This is a genomic window from Bradyrhizobium sp. S3.3.6 (genome assembly GCF_040546905.1).
Lineage (GTDB): Bacteria > Pseudomonadota > Alphaproteobacteria > Rhizobiales > Xanthobacteraceae > Bradyrhizobium > Bradyrhizobium cytisi.
The window spans coordinates 167,507-182,279 of record NZ_JBEPOT010000007.1 but is presented as its reverse complement, the minus strand read 5'-3'; the positions used below and the strand labels follow the sequence as shown (position 1 = coordinate 182,279).

13 protein-coding genes and 1 pseudogene are annotated in these 14,773 nt (G+C 60.1%); 9 read left to right on the top strand and 5 right to left on the bottom strand.

All coding sequences use genetic code 11. The features are described 5' to 3' along the window. Positions 1 to 170: 170 nt before the first annotated feature. Positions 171 to 1,514, bottom strand: a complete 1,344-nt coding sequence (locus tag ABID59_RS21490) for an LLM class flavin-dependent oxidoreductase (protein WP_354084693.1) — start codon at positions 1,512 to 1,514, stop codon at positions 171 to 173. A 565-nt stretch (positions 1,515 to 2,079) separates the two neighbouring features. Here ABID59_RS21490 and ABID59_RS21485 point away from each other — a divergent pair. From ABID59_RS21485 to ABID59_RS21460, 6 genes are all read left to right on the top strand, one after another. Beyond that, positions 2,080 to 3,009, top strand: a complete 930-nt coding sequence (locus ABID59_RS21485; protein ID WP_354084692.1) for a TauD/TfdA dioxygenase family protein — start codon at positions 2,080 to 2,082, stop codon at positions 3,007 to 3,009. 26 nt (positions 3,010 to 3,035) lie between these two features. Continuing rightward, a complete protein-coding gene (locus ABID59_RS21480) occupies positions 3,036 to 4,106 on the top strand; it encodes an ABC transporter substrate-binding protein (RefSeq protein ID WP_354084691.1) in 1,071 nt (356 codons plus the stop codon). Beyond that, on the top strand, positions 4,103 to 4,966 hold the full coding sequence (locus ABID59_RS21475; protein WP_354084690.1) for an ABC transporter ATP-binding protein: 864 nt from the start codon (positions 4,103 to 4,105) through the stop codon (positions 4,964 to 4,966). Before ABID59_RS21480 ends, ABID59_RS21475 begins: the two co-directional genes overlap by 4 nt. After that, positions 4,959 to 5,834, top strand: coding sequence for an ABC transporter permease (locus ABID59_RS21470; protein WP_354084689.1), 876 nt, complete (start codon positions 4,959 to 4,961; stop codon positions 5,832 to 5,834). Before ABID59_RS21475 ends, ABID59_RS21470 begins: the two co-directional genes overlap by 8 nt. 499 nt (positions 5,835 to 6,333) lie before the next feature. After that, positions 6,334 to 6,621 carry a helix-turn-helix domain-containing protein gene (locus ABID59_RS21465; protein ID WP_354084688.1) on the top strand — a complete coding sequence of 96 codons (288 nt, stop codon included), beginning with the start codon at positions 6,334 to 6,336 and terminating at the stop codon, positions 6,619 to 6,621. After that, entirely contained in the window at positions 6,618 to 7,901 is a 1,284-nt protein-coding gene (locus ABID59_RS21460; RefSeq protein WP_354084687.1) for a type II toxin-antitoxin system HipA family toxin, read from the top strand. Before ABID59_RS21465 ends, ABID59_RS21460 begins: the two co-directional genes overlap by 4 nt. Positions 7,902 to 8,620: 719 nt before the next feature. Here the strand turns inward: ABID59_RS21460 and ABID59_RS21455 are convergent. From ABID59_RS21455 to ABID59_RS21440, 4 genes and pseudogenes are all read right to left on the bottom strand, one after another. Further along, positions 8,621 to 8,962 carry a PAS domain-containing protein gene (locus ABID59_RS21455; protein ID WP_354084686.1) on the bottom strand — a complete coding sequence of 114 codons (342 nt, stop codon included), beginning with the start codon at positions 8,960 to 8,962 and terminating at the stop codon, positions 8,621 to 8,623. 158 nt (positions 8,963 to 9,120) lie between these two features. Beyond that, positions 9,121 to 9,276, bottom strand: a pseudogene (locus ABID59_RS21450) (PAS-domain containing protein); the annotation flags it as partial. Between the two features lie 240 nt (positions 9,277 to 9,516). Further along, on the bottom strand, positions 9,517 to 9,939 hold the full coding sequence (locus tag ABID59_RS21445; protein ID WP_354084685.1) for a hypothetical protein: 423 nt from the start codon (positions 9,937 to 9,939) through the stop codon (positions 9,517 to 9,519). Continuing rightward, positions 9,939 to 10,238: a hypothetical protein gene (locus tag ABID59_RS21440; RefSeq protein ID WP_354084684.1), complete on the bottom strand. Its 300-nt coding sequence runs from the start codon at positions 10,236 to 10,238 to the stop codon at positions 9,939 to 9,941. Before ABID59_RS21440 ends, ABID59_RS21445 begins: the two co-directional genes overlap by 1 nt. 1,389 nt (positions 10,239 to 11,627) lie before the next feature. Between ABID59_RS21440 and ABID59_RS37440 the strand changes: the two genes are divergently transcribed. The 3 genes from ABID59_RS37440 to ABID59_RS21425 all read left to right on the top strand — a co-directional run bounded on the left by ABID59_RS37440 (position 11,628) and on the right by ABID59_RS21425 (position 14,761). Beyond that, complete coding sequence (locus tag ABID59_RS37440; protein WP_502916823.1) at positions 11,628 to 11,804, top strand: hypothetical protein; 177 nt, start codon at positions 11,628 to 11,630, stop codon at positions 11,802 to 11,804. Positions 11,805 to 11,951: 147 nt separating this feature from the next. After that, positions 11,952 to 13,175, top strand: coding sequence for a hypothetical protein (locus ABID59_RS21430; protein ID WP_354084683.1), 1,224 nt, complete (start codon positions 11,952 to 11,954; stop codon positions 13,173 to 13,175). Next, a complete protein-coding gene (locus tag ABID59_RS21425; RefSeq protein WP_354084682.1) occupies positions 13,172 to 14,761 on the top strand; it encodes a hypothetical protein in 1,590 nt (529 codons plus the stop codon). Before ABID59_RS21430 ends, ABID59_RS21425 begins: the two co-directional genes overlap by 4 nt. The last annotated feature ends 12 nt before the right edge of the window (positions 14,762 to 14,773 follow it).

Below are 14,773 nucleotides of genomic sequence, written 5' to 3'. Positions count from 1 at the left end.
GAATCCGTGAGAACCTGGTTCACCGGGAGTGAACCTCGCTCCGAACCCGGGTTGCTATCAGGGGCATAGATGAATGCCCCCTCGCTTACGCCTTAGCCGTCCAGCGACCCAATGAAAGCAACCCGTTAGGCATCTGTCGCGCCATCTTCAAATCAGTGTTGTCAGGCGAATTATGCGATCGCCTGAATGGCGTTGGAGAAGATGCTGGCCGGCCGGCTCAGGCCGTAATGATCGCGCAGCGTTGTGCCCGTGTAGTCGTGACGGAACAGGCCGCGCTTGCGCAGAATGGGCACGACCTGCTCGGCGAAGATGTCGAAGCCGCCGGGCAGCCAGGGAGGCATGACGTTGAAACCATCGGCTGCGCCGTTCTCGAACCAGGTCTGGATGTTGTCGGCGATCTTCTCCGGCGGTCCGGCAATCACCCAATGGCCGCGGGCGGCGGCCAGGCGCTGCACGAGCTGGCGAATGGTCGGCTTCTCGCGATCAACGATGTCGATCACCAGCTTGAAACGGCTGGCGACGCCGCGGGCGCCCCCGGTATCGATCAGATGACGAGGAAAGGGGCCATCGAGGTCAAATCCGGAGAGGTCGAGACCGATCATCTGGCGCATCTGGGTCAGCGAGTACTCGGGCTGGATCAGCTCGTTGAATTCGTCCTGCAGCCGATCGGCCTCGATCTGCGTGCTGGCGATGAAAGGACTGATGCCGGGCAGAATCTTGATCTGATCGGGACTGCGGTCGAAGGCGCGCGCCTGACGCTTGACGTCGGCATAGAATTCCTGGGCGCTCGCCAGTGTCTGATGCGCGGTGAAGATCGCCTCGGCGAAACGCGCCGCAAAGGCGCGTCCGTCGTCGGAAGAGCCGGCCTGGACATAGACCGGTCGTCCCTGCGGCGTCCTTGAGATGTTGAGCGGTCCACGCACGCGGAAATGCTTTCCGATGTGATTGATTGCGTGAATCTTGCCGGTGTCGGCGAAAACACCCGATCTGGGGTCGTTGACGAGCGCGTCGTCCTCCCAACTGTCCCAAAGGCGCGTGATGACGTCGAGATACTCCCGCGCCCGCTCGTAGCGTTCGTGATGCGGAGGATGCTCGGGCAAGCCAAAGTTCTGCGCGGCCTGCGGCGTGCTCGTTGTCACGATGTTCCAGCCGGCCCGGCCGCTACTGATGTGATCCAGCGAGGCGAACAGCCGCGCCAGGTTGTAGGGCTCGGTATAGGTGGTCGATGCGGTCGCGATCAGGCCGATCCGCTGGGTGGCGGATGCGATCGCGGTGAGCAGGGTGATCGGCTCGAGCCGAAACCGCTGCGCATAGCGGACATTGTCCGCCAGCGCCGGACCATCGGCGAAGAAGACCGCGTCGAACTTGTGCGCTTCAGCGCGCTGCGCCAGCTCCTGATAGTAGGTGACGTCGAGGATGCGATTGGCTGCCGAACTCCTGTGGCGCCAGGCCGCCTCATGATGACCGTCTGGATAGATGAAGAAATTGAGGGAAAGCTGCCGTCGTGCGCTCATTTGTGAGATCCGTGTGCATTGGGAGCTGTAACAAGCGAGACTCTACGTCTGCAGTCACGCTGATGTCGATGAAATGAATTTGCATTGTTGAGTTGGATGCAAGCACGAAGCTTGCGAGCAGAACGCCAATCAAAGACGAGGGCAGTCGTCACGACGAGAAGCGGCGGCGGTCATAGCGATTTTATCGCGTCTCTGGACGAGAAGTGCGTTGCGTCGCGTCAAATTGCGTTCCTCTTGCAGCCGGGCGGGCAGTCATCATTGCGAATATTTCAGTGTCAGCGTCGACGGCGAAGCGTTCGTTGCCTATCGCCGAAAACAAAGCTGGTTTCGTTTCATTGACTGACGATCGATCGCTCGTACCATTCAAGGCCTCAACGCGAGGTCGTTTCATCATGCTCCAATCCGAACCCAGTGACCGATGTCCCGGCTCGGGCCGTCTGCCGGAGCACGTTGCGCCCGACTAGGGCCCCTAGCCTGAAATGATTTCATCTATCTGCGCCGTCGTTTCCGCGACCGGCGCATGGCGGAGCTTTATCCAGGGGATCGCAGTGACGAGAGCACGACCATGAGCAACACGACAACCATCGATAACGCCATTCCGCGCGCCGACATCGTCAAGCGTGCGTCCAGGCTTGGCGCCGAGATCAAGAACATCAAACTGTCGGGCGATCTTTCGGACGGGACCATCCTTGCCATCAATCAGGTGCTGCTCGAACACAAGGTCATCTTCTTCCGGGACCAGGGACATCTCGACGATGCCGAGCAGGAGCGCTTTGCCATCAGGCTCGGCAAGCTGGTGCCCCATCCGACGGTCGGTGCGATCAAGGGCACGTCGTCGATCCTGGAGCTGGACTCGGGCCGGGGCGGTGGCCGCGCCGACCAATGGCATACGGATGTCACGTTCGTCGACGCCTATCCGAAAATCTCGGTGCTGCGCGGCGTGGTGATTCCACCCTACGGCGGCGATACCGTCTGGTCGAACACGGCAGCCGCCTATCTCGGCCTGCCGACGCCTCTGCGCAAGCTCGCCGACGAACTGTGGGCCGTTCACAGCAACGCCTATGACTATGCCGTGAAGACGCGGGCGACCGAGGCGGACAAAAAGCACTTCGACGAGGTGTTCACCGGAACGATCTATGAAACCGAGCATCCGGTCGTGCGCGTCCATCCCGAGACCGGCGAGCGCACGCTCGTGCTCGGAAATTTCGTGCAGCGCTTCGTCGGCCTGCCGAAATACGACGGCCAAAAGCTGTTCGACCTGTTCCAATCGCATATCACGGCGCCGGAAAATACCGTTCGCTGGAGCTGGGAGGCCGGCGACGTTGCGATCTGGGACAATCGCGCCACGCAACATTACGCGGTCAACGACTATGGCGATCAGCACCGCGTTGTGCGCCGCGCCACCATTGATGGCGATGTACCGCTCAGCGTCGACGGTCGCCGCAGCGTGACCCGCGTCAAGACATCCAAGCCCCAGTCCGCCAAAGCCGCTTGATCCGGATTCGCTCAGGAGAGTTCGCAATGATGAACGTTATACTTCGATTGCTCCCCGCAAGGCGCGCCCGGTCGGGACGCGCCACCCGCAAGACGTTGCGGGTTTTGTTGGCCGGCGCCGTGGCGCTCGGCCTCACGAGCCCGGCATTCGCGGAGCCGCCGCTCGAGAAGACCGAGATCCGCTACCAGGGATCGGCCGGGCAGGTGACGTTTATCGAGCTGGCCGAGGACCTCGGCTATCTCGCGCCGCTCAAGCTCGAATGGGTCGGTAACACCATCAGCGGGCCGCAGGACATTCAGACCGTCGTCACCGGCGATATCGACATCGGCGGCGCATTCTATGGGGCGATCCTCAAGTTGATCGCGGCGAAGGCGCCGGTCAAGGCGGTCGTCGGCTATTACGGCTCCGACGTCAACACCTATTACGGCTACTTCGTCAAGGAGGACAGCCCGATCAAGACGGGGCGCGACCTGATCGGCAAGAAGGTCGCGGTCAACACGCTCGGCGCCCATCTGGAATTCGTGATGCGCGAGTACCTGGCTAGGTCCGGCCTCAGCGCAAGCGAGGCCAAGCAGGTCACGCTGGTGGCGATCCCGCCGGTCAGCGGCGAGCAAGCGTTGCGCCAGGGCCAGGTCGAGGTCAGCGCGCTGGGCGGTGTCCTGCGCGACAAGGCGCTGGAACGGGGCGGCATCCGCTCGCTTTTTAATGACACCGATCTGTTCGGCCAGTTCACCGGCGGCGCCTATGTACTGCGGGACAAATTCATCAAGGATAATCCCAATGCCTCGCGCAAGCTGGTGGAGGGGATTTCGCGGGCCATCGAATGGGCCCAGATCACACCGCCGGAAGAGGTCAGGGCCCGGTTCGACAAGATCATCGCGGGGCGCAAGCGCAACGAGGATGCCTCCTCGATCAAATATTGGAAGAGCACCGGCGTTGCGTCCAAGGGCGGCGTGATCTCGGATGGCGAAATCCAGGTATGGATCGACTGGCTGGAGAAGGACGGCCTGTTCAAGCCGGGTCAGGTCAAGGCTTCCGACACCTACACCAATGCGTTCAACTATTTCCGTCCCGGAAAGACGGCGGAGGCCCGATGACCTCCGTCAAGATCCGTTTCGAGCATGTCCGCAAGGAGTTCGTCCTGCGCGGCGAGGGCGGCGGACCAGGCCAGCGCTTCACCGCGCTCGAGGACATCACGCTCGATGTTCGCTCCGGCGAATTCCTGGCCCTGGTTGGCCCAAGCGGCTGCGGGAAATCCACCTTGCTCGATCTGCTGGGCGGGCTCACACTGCCGACCAGCGGCCGGATTCTGCTCGATGGCCGGCCGATTGCCGGACCCGGTCGCGACCGCGGCATCGTGTTCCAGCAGTATGCACTGTTTCCCTGGCGTACCGCCGCTGAGAATGTCGAGTTCGGCCTTGATATCGCCGGGCTCAAGGCCAAGCAGCGGATCGACATCGCGCGGCATTTCCTCGACCTGGTCGGGCTGTCCGGCTTTGCCGACCGCTATCCGCATCAACTCTCCGGCGGCATGAAGCAGCGTGTCGCGATCGCGCGAAGCCTCGCCTACGATCCCGAAGTGCTGCTGATGGACGAGCCGTTCGCCGCGCTCGACGCCCAAACTCGCGAGACGGTGCAGGGCGAGCTGCTGCGGATTTGGCGCGCCACCGGCAAGACGATCGTCTTCATCACCCACGGTATCGACGAGGCCATCGTGCTCGGCCAGCGGGTGGCGGTCATGACGTCCCGCCCGGGCCGGATCAAACAGATCATCGACATTCCGGACGTGCTGCGCAGCGCGGACGACGACGTACGCTCGCGGCCTGAGTTCGGCCGCGTGCGCCACGAGGTCTGGAGCCTGCTACGCGAGGAAGTGCTGAAAGCGCAGCAAGGGCAATTGACCGCCGGCACTTTCGCGCGAGCCGATCGCAAAGTGGAAGAGGTTGCCCATGTCTAGTCTCGAAATGTTGACATTGCTGGAGGTTGCGCACGGGCGCCGAGAGCCGCTCACCAGCGTGGAAAGACCGGCATCGCCGGTGGTGGACCGGATCCGCGCCGCGGCCCGCGGGCTGGCTGCCTTCGGGCACCGCTCATTGCTGCTGATTGCCCTGTTGACGGCGTGGGAGGCGGCGCCGCGGCTCGGGCTGATCGATGCCGTGTTCCTGCCACCAGTCTTGGAGGTGATCGCGGCCGGCTGGCAGCTTGCGCAAACCGGCGAGCTCTATGATGACGTCTCCGCCAGCCTGCTGCGTGCCCTGAGCGGATTTCTGATTTCGGTCGCCTTGATCGTCCCGCTTGGCGTGGCGGTCGGTTGGTATGCGCGACTCGGCAATCTCGTGAACCAGTTCATCGAGATCTGCCGCAACACGGCGCCACTGGCGCTGCTGCCGGTCTTCATCCTGTTGCTCGGAATCGGCGAGCTGTCGAAGATCACAATGGTAATCTATAGCTGCGCCTGGCCACTCCTGCTCAATACCATTGCCGCGGTGAAACAGGTCGATCCGTTGCTGATCAAGTCGGCGCGGACCATGGGTGCAACCCCGCAGCAGCTGTTTCGCAAGGTGATCGTTCCGGCGGCGCTTCCCACTATCTTCGTCGGTATTCGCCTGGCCAGCGCGTCGGCCATGCTGGTGCTGGTTGCGTCCGAAATGGTCGGCGCCAAGGCCGGCCTCGGCTATCTCATCATCAACAGCCAGTACAGCTTCCTGATTCCGCAGATGTATTTCGGTATCCTCGGGATCACGGTCATCGGGCTGGCATTCAATGCCGTCCTCAAGGCACTGGAGCGGCGCTTCATGCGGTGGAAGGCGCCCGTGACGGCGTGAGATCTGGAATCAGGCCCCGCCCGGAACGTTTCGAGCGGTGGCCTGTGTCACCAGGCTGTTCGGCGGCACATCCTTCGTCAGCCAGACGTTGCCGCCGATGGTCGATCCGCGACCGATCGTGATGCGGCCGAGAATGGTCGCGCCGGCGTAGATCCGACGTCGTCCTCCACGATCGGATGGCGGTTGTCGCCCCTGATCACATTGCCCCGTCATTCGTGGGAAAGTCGCGCCTCGAGCTGACCGCCTGATAGATGCAGACATTGTCGCCGATAATGGCCGATCACGACCCGGTGCCGTAATCGATGAAGAGCCGGAGCCGAAGCCGATGCTGGCGCCCGGGTGAAACGATGCCGCTTGGCTCAATTGAAAACACATGGGTTTTGGGGCTATGTCAGCGATCGATGACATCTAGCTATGTCGTCGAACGGTGACATTTACAAATTGTCAACGAATGCCGACATATGCTAAAAGTAAGCGAACGTTGACATTTGGAAATCCCATGCTTGTACGCACGCCGGCCGAACTCGGCGCCGTCCTTCGCGACCGGCGCAAGAAGCTCAAACTCGACCAATCGACGTTTGCCAAGAGCATTGGCGTCAGCCGCCAATGGGTGATCGAAGTCGAGCACGGTCACGCGCGCGCTGAGCTCGGGCTGATCCTTCGCGCCCTTGACGCCCTGGACATTCGCCTGGATGCGGGCACCGGACAAGCGCCCGCCCGCGGGGGCACCAGGCCAGCCGTCGATATCAACGCCATCGTGGCCAAGGCCAGGAAGAAAAAGGCATGACGAGCGAACTTGTTGCTCTGCTCGATGGTCGGGAAATCGGCCGCGTGCGCAATGACGCCCGCGGCCGGCTCACCCTTGTCTATGACAAGGACTGGCGCCAGGCCGAAGGAGCCTATCCGCTGTCGCTGTCCATGCCGCTCGCGGCCGAAGAGCACGGTCCTTCCGCCGTGCAGGCTTTCCTTTGGGGACTCCTGCCCGACAACGAACGCGTGCTCGAACGGTGGGCCCGAAGATTTCAGGTGTCCGCGCGCAGCGTGTTTGCTCTTATTTCCCATGTCGGCGAGGACTGCGCGGGTGCCGTTCAGTTCGTCACGCCCGATCGGCTGGAGGCCTTGCGAAGCGGTGCCGACGACAAGGTCGAATGGCTTGATGAGACGGCGATCGCCAAACGCCTGCAAACCTTGCGCGAGGATCACGCCGCATGGCGGTTGCCGCGCGACACCGGACAATTCAGCCTTGCGGGCGCCCAACCCAAAACCGCCTTGCTCCTGCAAAAGGGCAAATGGGGAATTCCCTCTGGGCGCATTCCGACGACGCATATCCTCAAACCGCCGACCGGCCATTTCGATGGACACGCGGAAAATGAACATATTTGCCTCATACTTGCGCGCAATCTCGGTTTGCCCGTCGCCGACACCCAGGTGATGCATTTCGGAAAGGAAATCGCCATCGTCATCGAGCGCTACGACCGGCAGTTCAGTGGGAACGAGATCGTCCGTGTCCACCAGGAAGATATCTGCCAGGCGCTCGGCATCCTGCCGACCAGGAAGTATCAAAACGATGGCGGACCGAGCCCTGCCGATGTGATCGAGCTTTTGCGCACCTACTCCACGGATCGCGTCGCCGACGTTGACACGTTTGTCGACGCGCTCGGCTTCAATTGGCTGATTGCGGGTACGGATGCCCATGCCAAGAATTATTCACTGCTGCTGGCCGGAGGCCCTCACGTACGACTCGCCCCGCTTTACGACATCGCCAGCATTCTTCCCTACGATGACGTCGATCTGCAGAAGATCAAGCTCGCGATGAAAATCGGCGGTGATTACAAGCTCAGCCAGATTAGTTTGCGCGATTGGCAGAAGTTCGCGCGCGAAACCCGCCTCGATCCTGACAAGGTGATCGCCGGACTGATTTCCATGGCCGAGCAGCTTCCGGATATTGTAGCCACCGTGCGGAAACACGCGCAGAGAGACGGATTGGACAATGCCATCATCGGACGTCTCGCCGAGGACCTGATCGCAAGAGCCGGGCAATGCCGTCGACTGCTCGGTGAGGCGTAGTTTCCGGCGATGACCGCCAGCAGCATGATCGACATGTCTTTGTCGACGCCAATGATGATCATCATCGGCAGCACCAGCATCAGCGCCACCGTGATCGGCAGCCCGATATCGATATCGATGTCGACGATGTCAGTGGGTCCTCGCGATCTGTGGCAGCCGCGTAGTCCCTGCGGGTAGCATCACCTTACGACATGGCTCCGGCAGACAGCGCCTCTCCTCTGCGGGCTTTTCTAATTCGCTGTTTGGCACGGGCCCCAAATCAATGACGTTTAGATTAGGCCGTCTCGCACCCTTTTGGGCGTCGGATTAGCCAGGTCCGAAGATCAAATAGAGCAGGATCACGGCGACGGCGACTGTCCAGCCGATTGACGTGGCGAGAGCCCATACTTGCGTCGGCATCGGACGAATTTTCCCGATGAAGCTAACGAAGAGACCGCTGGCGCTGGACAGCGGCCTCTTGAACCCGCCTTAAAATGTCTTCGAGGCAAAGATCTTACCCCGGGGTCCACCATGATCAAACGCCGGATTCGCCACCCAGTGAAGTCAAAAACGATTCGAAGGCCAACGGAACAATTGTGACGTTGCGAGAGCGACACACCTGACAAGCTAGGCCCAGCACTGGTGGAGAGCTCTTCCTCGGGCGGAAGCCAACCATTTGGCACAGAAGTGAGCGACAGTGCCCGCATTCGCCTGCGCAGAGGGTGACGTAAGGCCGGCTGCTAGTCGGCGGTCCCAATCTGATCGGAGAGGTCTTCGACCATACTCACGAACATGTGCGAGTCCTCGCCGGGGGCGCCAATCTGCAAACGCCTCCACGAGATCACCCGGCGGCCACGAACTGGATTGCAGATCGTATCGACAATAGGCTCGAGTTGCTGGCTTTGTGCAAGTAGCTGCCGGTTGCGCTTTTCGATCAGCTCGGCCGTTTCCGGGGAAAACAATTCGCGCGCGGTCTTGCCGACAATGTCGGTGCGCGACATGCCGATCTGCTGTTCGGCCGCCTTGTTGATGAACAGATAGCGCAGACTGCGCGCGTCCTTGGCGATGATACCTTCGCGCACGTTCTCGACGACCGTGGCGAGCAGCCGTTCGGTACGCTCGAGAATACGCTCTTTCTGCCGCTGTTCCGAGACGTCCTCCTGGACGGAGACCCAGCCGCCCCATCCATAGGCCGTTCATAAATCTTGACGATCCGGCCGTCGTTGAGCCTTACCTCGTAAGCTGCCGGCTCCTTCTTTCCGATGCGAACGAGAATGGCCGAAACGTACTTTTTGATGTCGCCGCTGAACAGCCCGTGCTCCAGGATCTCCTCGAGCGAGGACCCTGACTCGATGGTCTCCGGCAGATTATACACCCGGCGGTAGTTGCTGTTCATTGCAATCACACGTGCCTTGCCGTCGAGCATGATGAGGCCTTGCGGCATGCTGTTGATCGCGGCGGAGAGCTGCCACTTTTTGGCCTGGTACTTCTCGTTGAACGCGTCGCGCTCGGCCATCGCGGCGTCGCGCTGCTTGCTGAGGTCCAATTCAAGCTGTTCGAGTTCAAAAACTTGAGCGACAGCAGCGCGGAAGTTCTGCACGCCGCGCGCCAAGTGGCCGATTTCGTCGTGCCCTCGCTAATGTGGCACCTCGCTTCCGATGTCCCCGGTTCTGATACGATCGGTTGCCTGGGCAATGTCTGAGAGCCGCGCCAGCACTGAATCGCGGATCACGAGAACATTGAGCGCGGCAAGCACCAGCGCCACCAAACCCAGCATGAGCAGGTACCCTGCCGCACAGCGATTCTGTTCGGCGAGCCCATCTGCTTCGCGAGTGCGTTCGTTGTAGCCGCGCTGCAACGCTTCCAGATCCGCATTCAACCTGCTGCGAACCGTGCTGCTGGCTTCGGTGTCCCCAAACCCGCGGGCAGCTGCGGGGCTAATCTCCACCGCCCGGCGCACCAACTCCTGGCGGAAATCGATGAATTGGGCAATCCGCCGTTTGAGGGATGCGAACTGTTCGAAGTCTTCCGAACGGACCGTAGGCTCCCAGCCGTTCATCACCTCCGCAAGTAGATGCCGCGCGAGTCCATCACAATCGCATAGATGGATGCGTTGACCAGTCCGGAATTAATCGCCGCTGCGGCGGAGGAGGCTTGCGTATTACGATAGGAATTCTGCAGTCGCACCGTCTGGACAGACATGACCAGAAGAAAGGTCGTAACAATTCCCAAAAGCCCGGCGATCGCATAGACTTTCTCGGCTACTGTCAGGTCGTCGACCCCGCGCGCAAAGCGGACATATTTTTTCAAAAGCCGCACGACGGGCCCGGCTCCAAAGCCGGCTATCGCAGCATTCATGACACACCCAGCCTAAACCTGCGCAACATAAAACTATCCGATTGTCCAACTTTAAAGGTTGCGCCCGTTTACGGGGCGCAAGGAGCGTTGAGGATCGGCCGGCGTCGGAGAGCACGTCTTCGGGGGGAGACTTGGGCGTACGCATCCCCGCGTAGGCCGCGGGCTCATTGTCATTGGCGTCTTCTCGCAGCCAGTCTTCATCTTCGCCAGGTTCCTCGGCAACACGCTTGATGCTGGCAACGTGACGAACCGCTGACGTGCATGGTTAGACAGCTCAAGCGGCGATCGCTGATGCCAGCCTCCAATCCCAGGGAAGCAGTTCGTCCAGCCGATGAACTGGATGAGCTTAGAGGGGCCACACGAGCGACGGCTCACTTCATGTGAGGACGAAGACAAGCAGGCTCGAGCAGAGTAGCGCAATTCCGACTGCGGTCAGCCCTAGGAAACTGCTGGAGACAAGATCATGACTGCCCATGAACGACCTCTGCGGCGAGGAATAGAGATCGGCAGTCGCCGCTTCATTCCCTTTCCAGCCAACCTCGAGATTATTAATTCAAATGAGGCGCACAATTCCTGCTGGTCCCGCGCTGAGTCGCACTTTTCCAGCAAGATCAATGGACAGTTCGCCGCGTTCCGGCGGGCAATCTCGTTTAGTGCCGTGGCGCCTGCAAACGGATCGCGCCCCCTCTGACGCTGAGTAGGCCAGAGCTTTGCTCGGGAATTCAGAGCTGTGCAATCAAACGCCCCGATGTGAGCCGCTCGACAATCGCGATACAGCTTCTGGACAAGGGGCGCGGTATGCGTCGGTCTCCCTTTATCGCCTCCGAAACTATCTTGACAGTGCGCGGCCAGCGGGGCGGTTCGTGTTGGGTCCGAGTGCCTCGATGCCGCCCGTCGATGCGCCCTCCGGCAATTTCCCTATTTCGAGAGAGAGTGCGGTCGCCGACATGATTGTGATTTGGGGCATCTATTGTCTAAATCAGATCACCAAAGCCATTCGGCGACGGCCCCCCGATCGCCGCCCCCCAAGCTTTAGGTCACGGCGAAAAGTTCCTGAAGGATTTCCTCCCAGGTGCTCGCGAGCATTCGGGCGTTAGTTCTCGCTCGGGCGGCATTTGCCCAAACACTATAGAGATCGAGTAGCGTCGGAAGATCTACGACTGAGAATCGGTCGGATTCGCCGTATCTTCTTGCTGATCTTGCGCCGGTGCATTTGCGCTGCGGCGCGGCAATTAGGATGGAAGTGGAGCGCCAATCAGGATGAGACGGCGCGATCCACAGCGGACCGCGCCATCTGGTGATCGCGGCCGGCTGCTTATGCAACTTTCGCCAGGAGCAATCACTCGCGCGCCCGGCCGACACATCAATGATCACCAGATGGGGCTCTGCATGAAATACCGTCAGACCAATAGCCCGCCAGTGGCCGCTGCCAAGGCGTCGTTCAGTCCGTCAACCGCGTATCGGATCGAGAACGATCGCCATGTCGGTGGTTTGCGTATGATTCCCTCCCTGCGCACCAACGCTTCCTGGCACTTTGTCTGGCTGGCCGCTATCGATCTCGGGTAGGGGAAAAACCAAGATCGTCGACCCAAGGTAGTGTTCGGCCATGAGCTCTGTGGTAGAGTTTGCGCAAGAAGTAGGGCGATGGCGCGCAGCCGGTGTCTTGATTATGGTCAAGTACAGGTTGAGGCTAGAGCTAAGCAGGAGAGTTCGATGCCGGTTTCCACCGATGGGAATCCACCCTCTCCGGATTCCGTCATCAACACTGCTCGTATGGTGAATCCGACAACAACGCGAATATTTTACGGCGGCTACGTTGTTTTGGCGATGGCTGCCGCGATCGTCTCTTGGAAAGTGGCTCCGAGATCGCTGATTGAGGTCGCCATCCTGCTCGTCGTCCTCACGGTTGTGGCGTCGCTTCTAACGCGGGCTCTGACTAACCAAAAACTCCTCGCTGCTCGTGTTTTGCTGTGGGCGATTTTGGCGACGATCGTCGTATCGCTGGCTTCCTTCGTATCGGCATCCATCTTTGGCTGGCCTGAGCCTGCAAAAATTATTGTTGCTAGGTTCTTGGGACAAGAATTGCTTGCCGTGGGGACGGCTAAGAACGGCGGCGTAGTCATTCGTGACGACAAAGCCACGCTTCCCGCAATCGTATCGGAGCCACTTTCGACAAGGGGCGATCGTTTTGATCGTGCGGCTGAACTCTCGAAAAGGCCTTCTGTCACGGTTAGCGGCACTGTGCTGCACATCAGTGGGCCCGAAATGCATTTCAACGTCGTTCGCTTGGAAGATGCCAGCCTGATATTCGACGGTCCGAAGATAGATATCGAGGCCCTCAGGATCGAGGCCGTAGGCAATAGTGCAATCCAGTCGGCATCCGCGACTGCTCCGGCGCGCAATGGACCGGGCGTAGCCGGCGGTAATCTCAAGATCATCGTTTATGACCGCATTCTAGGCCAACTCAAGGTCGATCTGCGAGGGGGGCCGGGAGGGCAGGGCAGTAGGGGCCCTGCGGGCATCAATGGTGCGAACGGTGGCCCGGGCGAGAATTCGGCACAAAGTCTTTTCGATTGTCGCCATGGCGGCGGCCCCGGTGGCGCCGGAGCACCGGGGGGAAAGGGCGGTGACGGCGGTCAGGGCTATCCCGGCGGCGACGGCGGTGCTCTGACGATCGTAGCAACTGATCCATCCCAAGCGATTTCGAAAATCGACTTCATGAAGCAGGGAGGCAGAGGCGGCCCTGGCGGCGGTCCGGGTCCTGGCGGCTTGGGTGGCAGTGGGGGGCCAGGAGGGCATGGGGGAGGTTACTGCGGTGGCGGGCAAGCTGGGCCGCCGGGGCCGCCCGGGCCGATGGGGCAACCGGGAGCGAACGGAAATCCGGGGGAAGACGGCAAGTTCAATAGTCGTGATTTCGCTGGTGAAGCCTTGCCATGAACGACGCGCCAATGAACGATACCGGTCTGGCCGCGTGGTTGCGAAAGAATATCGAGAACCCGCTCGTTCGTCAGGCGCTCCTGGTCGTTGTTGGATTGGTTCTGATCGGCACCTTCATCTTGAAGGCATTTTCTGGGATTGCTGCCGCACTCGAAGTTCTTGGTATCGAAATTTGCTTCATCTACATTAGCCTTTTGGTCGTAACGACCACCGTAGCGGTGTGGCCTCTTGATCAAGGGACAAAAAACACGAGCCCGATGGGGCGGATCCGTCAGAGCGCGCGAGGAGGAATACTCGTCTTAATTCTATTGGGCCTGTTCATCAGCCTCTATGTGGTGAACGTTATCAATCCGATATGGCCTTCATTGCGATTTGAGATTGCATATCAGGAGTTGCGGGCAGGTATAATTACGGTTGACGATTTTTTTCATAGGATACCGCTCGCGGACCGTGATGGAGGCGACGCCGTCACTGACGTCAGTGATCCGGGCGCGATTTTTGAAGATAACCACATCGTCGATCTGCGTAAGCTACTACGAATGATGTCGCTGCATTCGCAGTTCGTCGTTACGAACCTCGACTTGCGCGGAATGCGGCACACGGCAGTTATCGCCGCTCGGAAGGTTGTCTTTGACACACAGAGCGTGATCCAACTCGCGCGAACCAATCTTCTGATCATCGCGGGCGAGATCGAGGTCAAGGCAAAACCCGCGAGCGGCGCCGCGATCTTTGCTTATCGCTCGGACGATGTCCCCGCGGTTTCCATTAATGGCGCTGGCCAGAACGGTGCTTCGGCAGGTACGGTTACCATTGTGGTTTTGAGTAAATTTGTCGACGGACCGCCCCTAATGATCGATGTTCGTGGTCAGAGCGGAGGCCAAGGTTCTCGAGGATTGCAGCCGGGTCCGGAGGCTTCACCGAAGGATAAAGACGAAGCTCGCGGTCGCCCGGATTGGAAATTCGGCGAAAGGTCTTCTGATCAGATAAAATCTCGAATCACGACGATCGATGAAGTTTTAGAGTGCCAAAATCACTACACCGAAAATTGCAAGGTGAAGGAGATAAGCGGCAATTTAGGGCCCGAGTACATTCTAAAGCTCAGCAATTTAAAATCCTTTCTTCAGGGATGTGCCGAACAGAAGGGACGATGCAATCTCGAGTTTTGCGTGGACACGGACTGGGAGTCGATCGGAGAAGGCGACAACGGCAGCCCCGGACTGACCGGTGGACAGGGAGGAAAAGGAGGAAGCCCTGGAGATGCCGGGCATCTCTCGATATACGGGTTCAAACCAAACCCCGAAACCGAGACGCAGTTCGGTGGTCACTTCCACTGGATCAATGACACGCCAGTGAGCCAGCCGTCTCCTGAAGCGAACCCCGGGAAGGGCGGCGAAGGCGGGACCGGGGGGGAGGGTGCCCCTGGTGGTCGCGGTCGCAAGGCCGATCCCTTGGGTTTGTGTCGAGCCGGCAACCCGGGTCACATTGGGGTATCAGGTCAACCAGGTCCGCGAGGGCCGGACGGAGACAGAAAGAATTCGGCCGCGCGTGCCAGCATCTATCTTCTTCCTGGACTGACATCCGACTAGGAGATTTTTTGC

Coding starts and splice junctions, on each gene's coding strand:
- ABID59_RS21490 (WP_354084693.1), bottom strand. CDS start 1,514: ATGAGCGCACGACGGCAGCTTTCCCTCAATTTCTTCATCTATCCAGAC.
- ABID59_RS21485 (WP_354084692.1), top strand. CDS start 2,080: ATGAGCAACACGACAACCATCGATAACGCCATTCCGCGCGCCGACATC.
- ABID59_RS21480 (WP_354084691.1), top strand. CDS start 3,036: ATGATGAACGTTATACTTCGATTGCTCCCCGCAAGGCGCGCCCGGTCG.
- ABID59_RS21475 (WP_354084690.1), top strand. CDS start 4,103: ATGACCTCCGTCAAGATCCGTTTCGAGCATGTCCGCAAGGAGTTCGTC.
- ABID59_RS21470 (WP_354084689.1), top strand. CDS start 4,959: ATGTCTAGTCTCGAAATGTTGACATTGCTGGAGGTTGCGCACGGGCGC.
- ABID59_RS21465 (WP_354084688.1), top strand. CDS start 6,334: ATGCTTGTACGCACGCCGGCCGAACTCGGCGCCGTCCTTCGCGACCGG.
- ABID59_RS21460 (WP_354084687.1), top strand. CDS start 6,618: ATGACGAGCGAACTTGTTGCTCTGCTCGATGGTCGGGAAATCGGCCGC.
- ABID59_RS21445 (WP_354084685.1), bottom strand. CDS start 9,939: ATGAACGGCTGGGAGCCTACGGTCCGTTCGGAAGACTTCGAACAGTTC.
- ABID59_RS21440 (WP_354084684.1), bottom strand. CDS start 10,238: ATGAATGCTGCGATAGCCGGCTTTGGAGCCGGGCCCGTCGTGCGGCTT.
- ABID59_RS37440 (WP_502916823.1), top strand. CDS start 11,628: ATGAAATACCGTCAGACCAATAGCCCGCCAGTGGCCGCTGCCAAGGCG.
- ABID59_RS21430 (WP_354084683.1), top strand. CDS start 11,952: ATGCCGGTTTCCACCGATGGGAATCCACCCTCTCCGGATTCCGTCATC.
- ABID59_RS21425 (WP_354084682.1), top strand. CDS start 13,172: ATGAACGACGCGCCAATGAACGATACCGGTCTGGCCGCGTGGTTGCGA.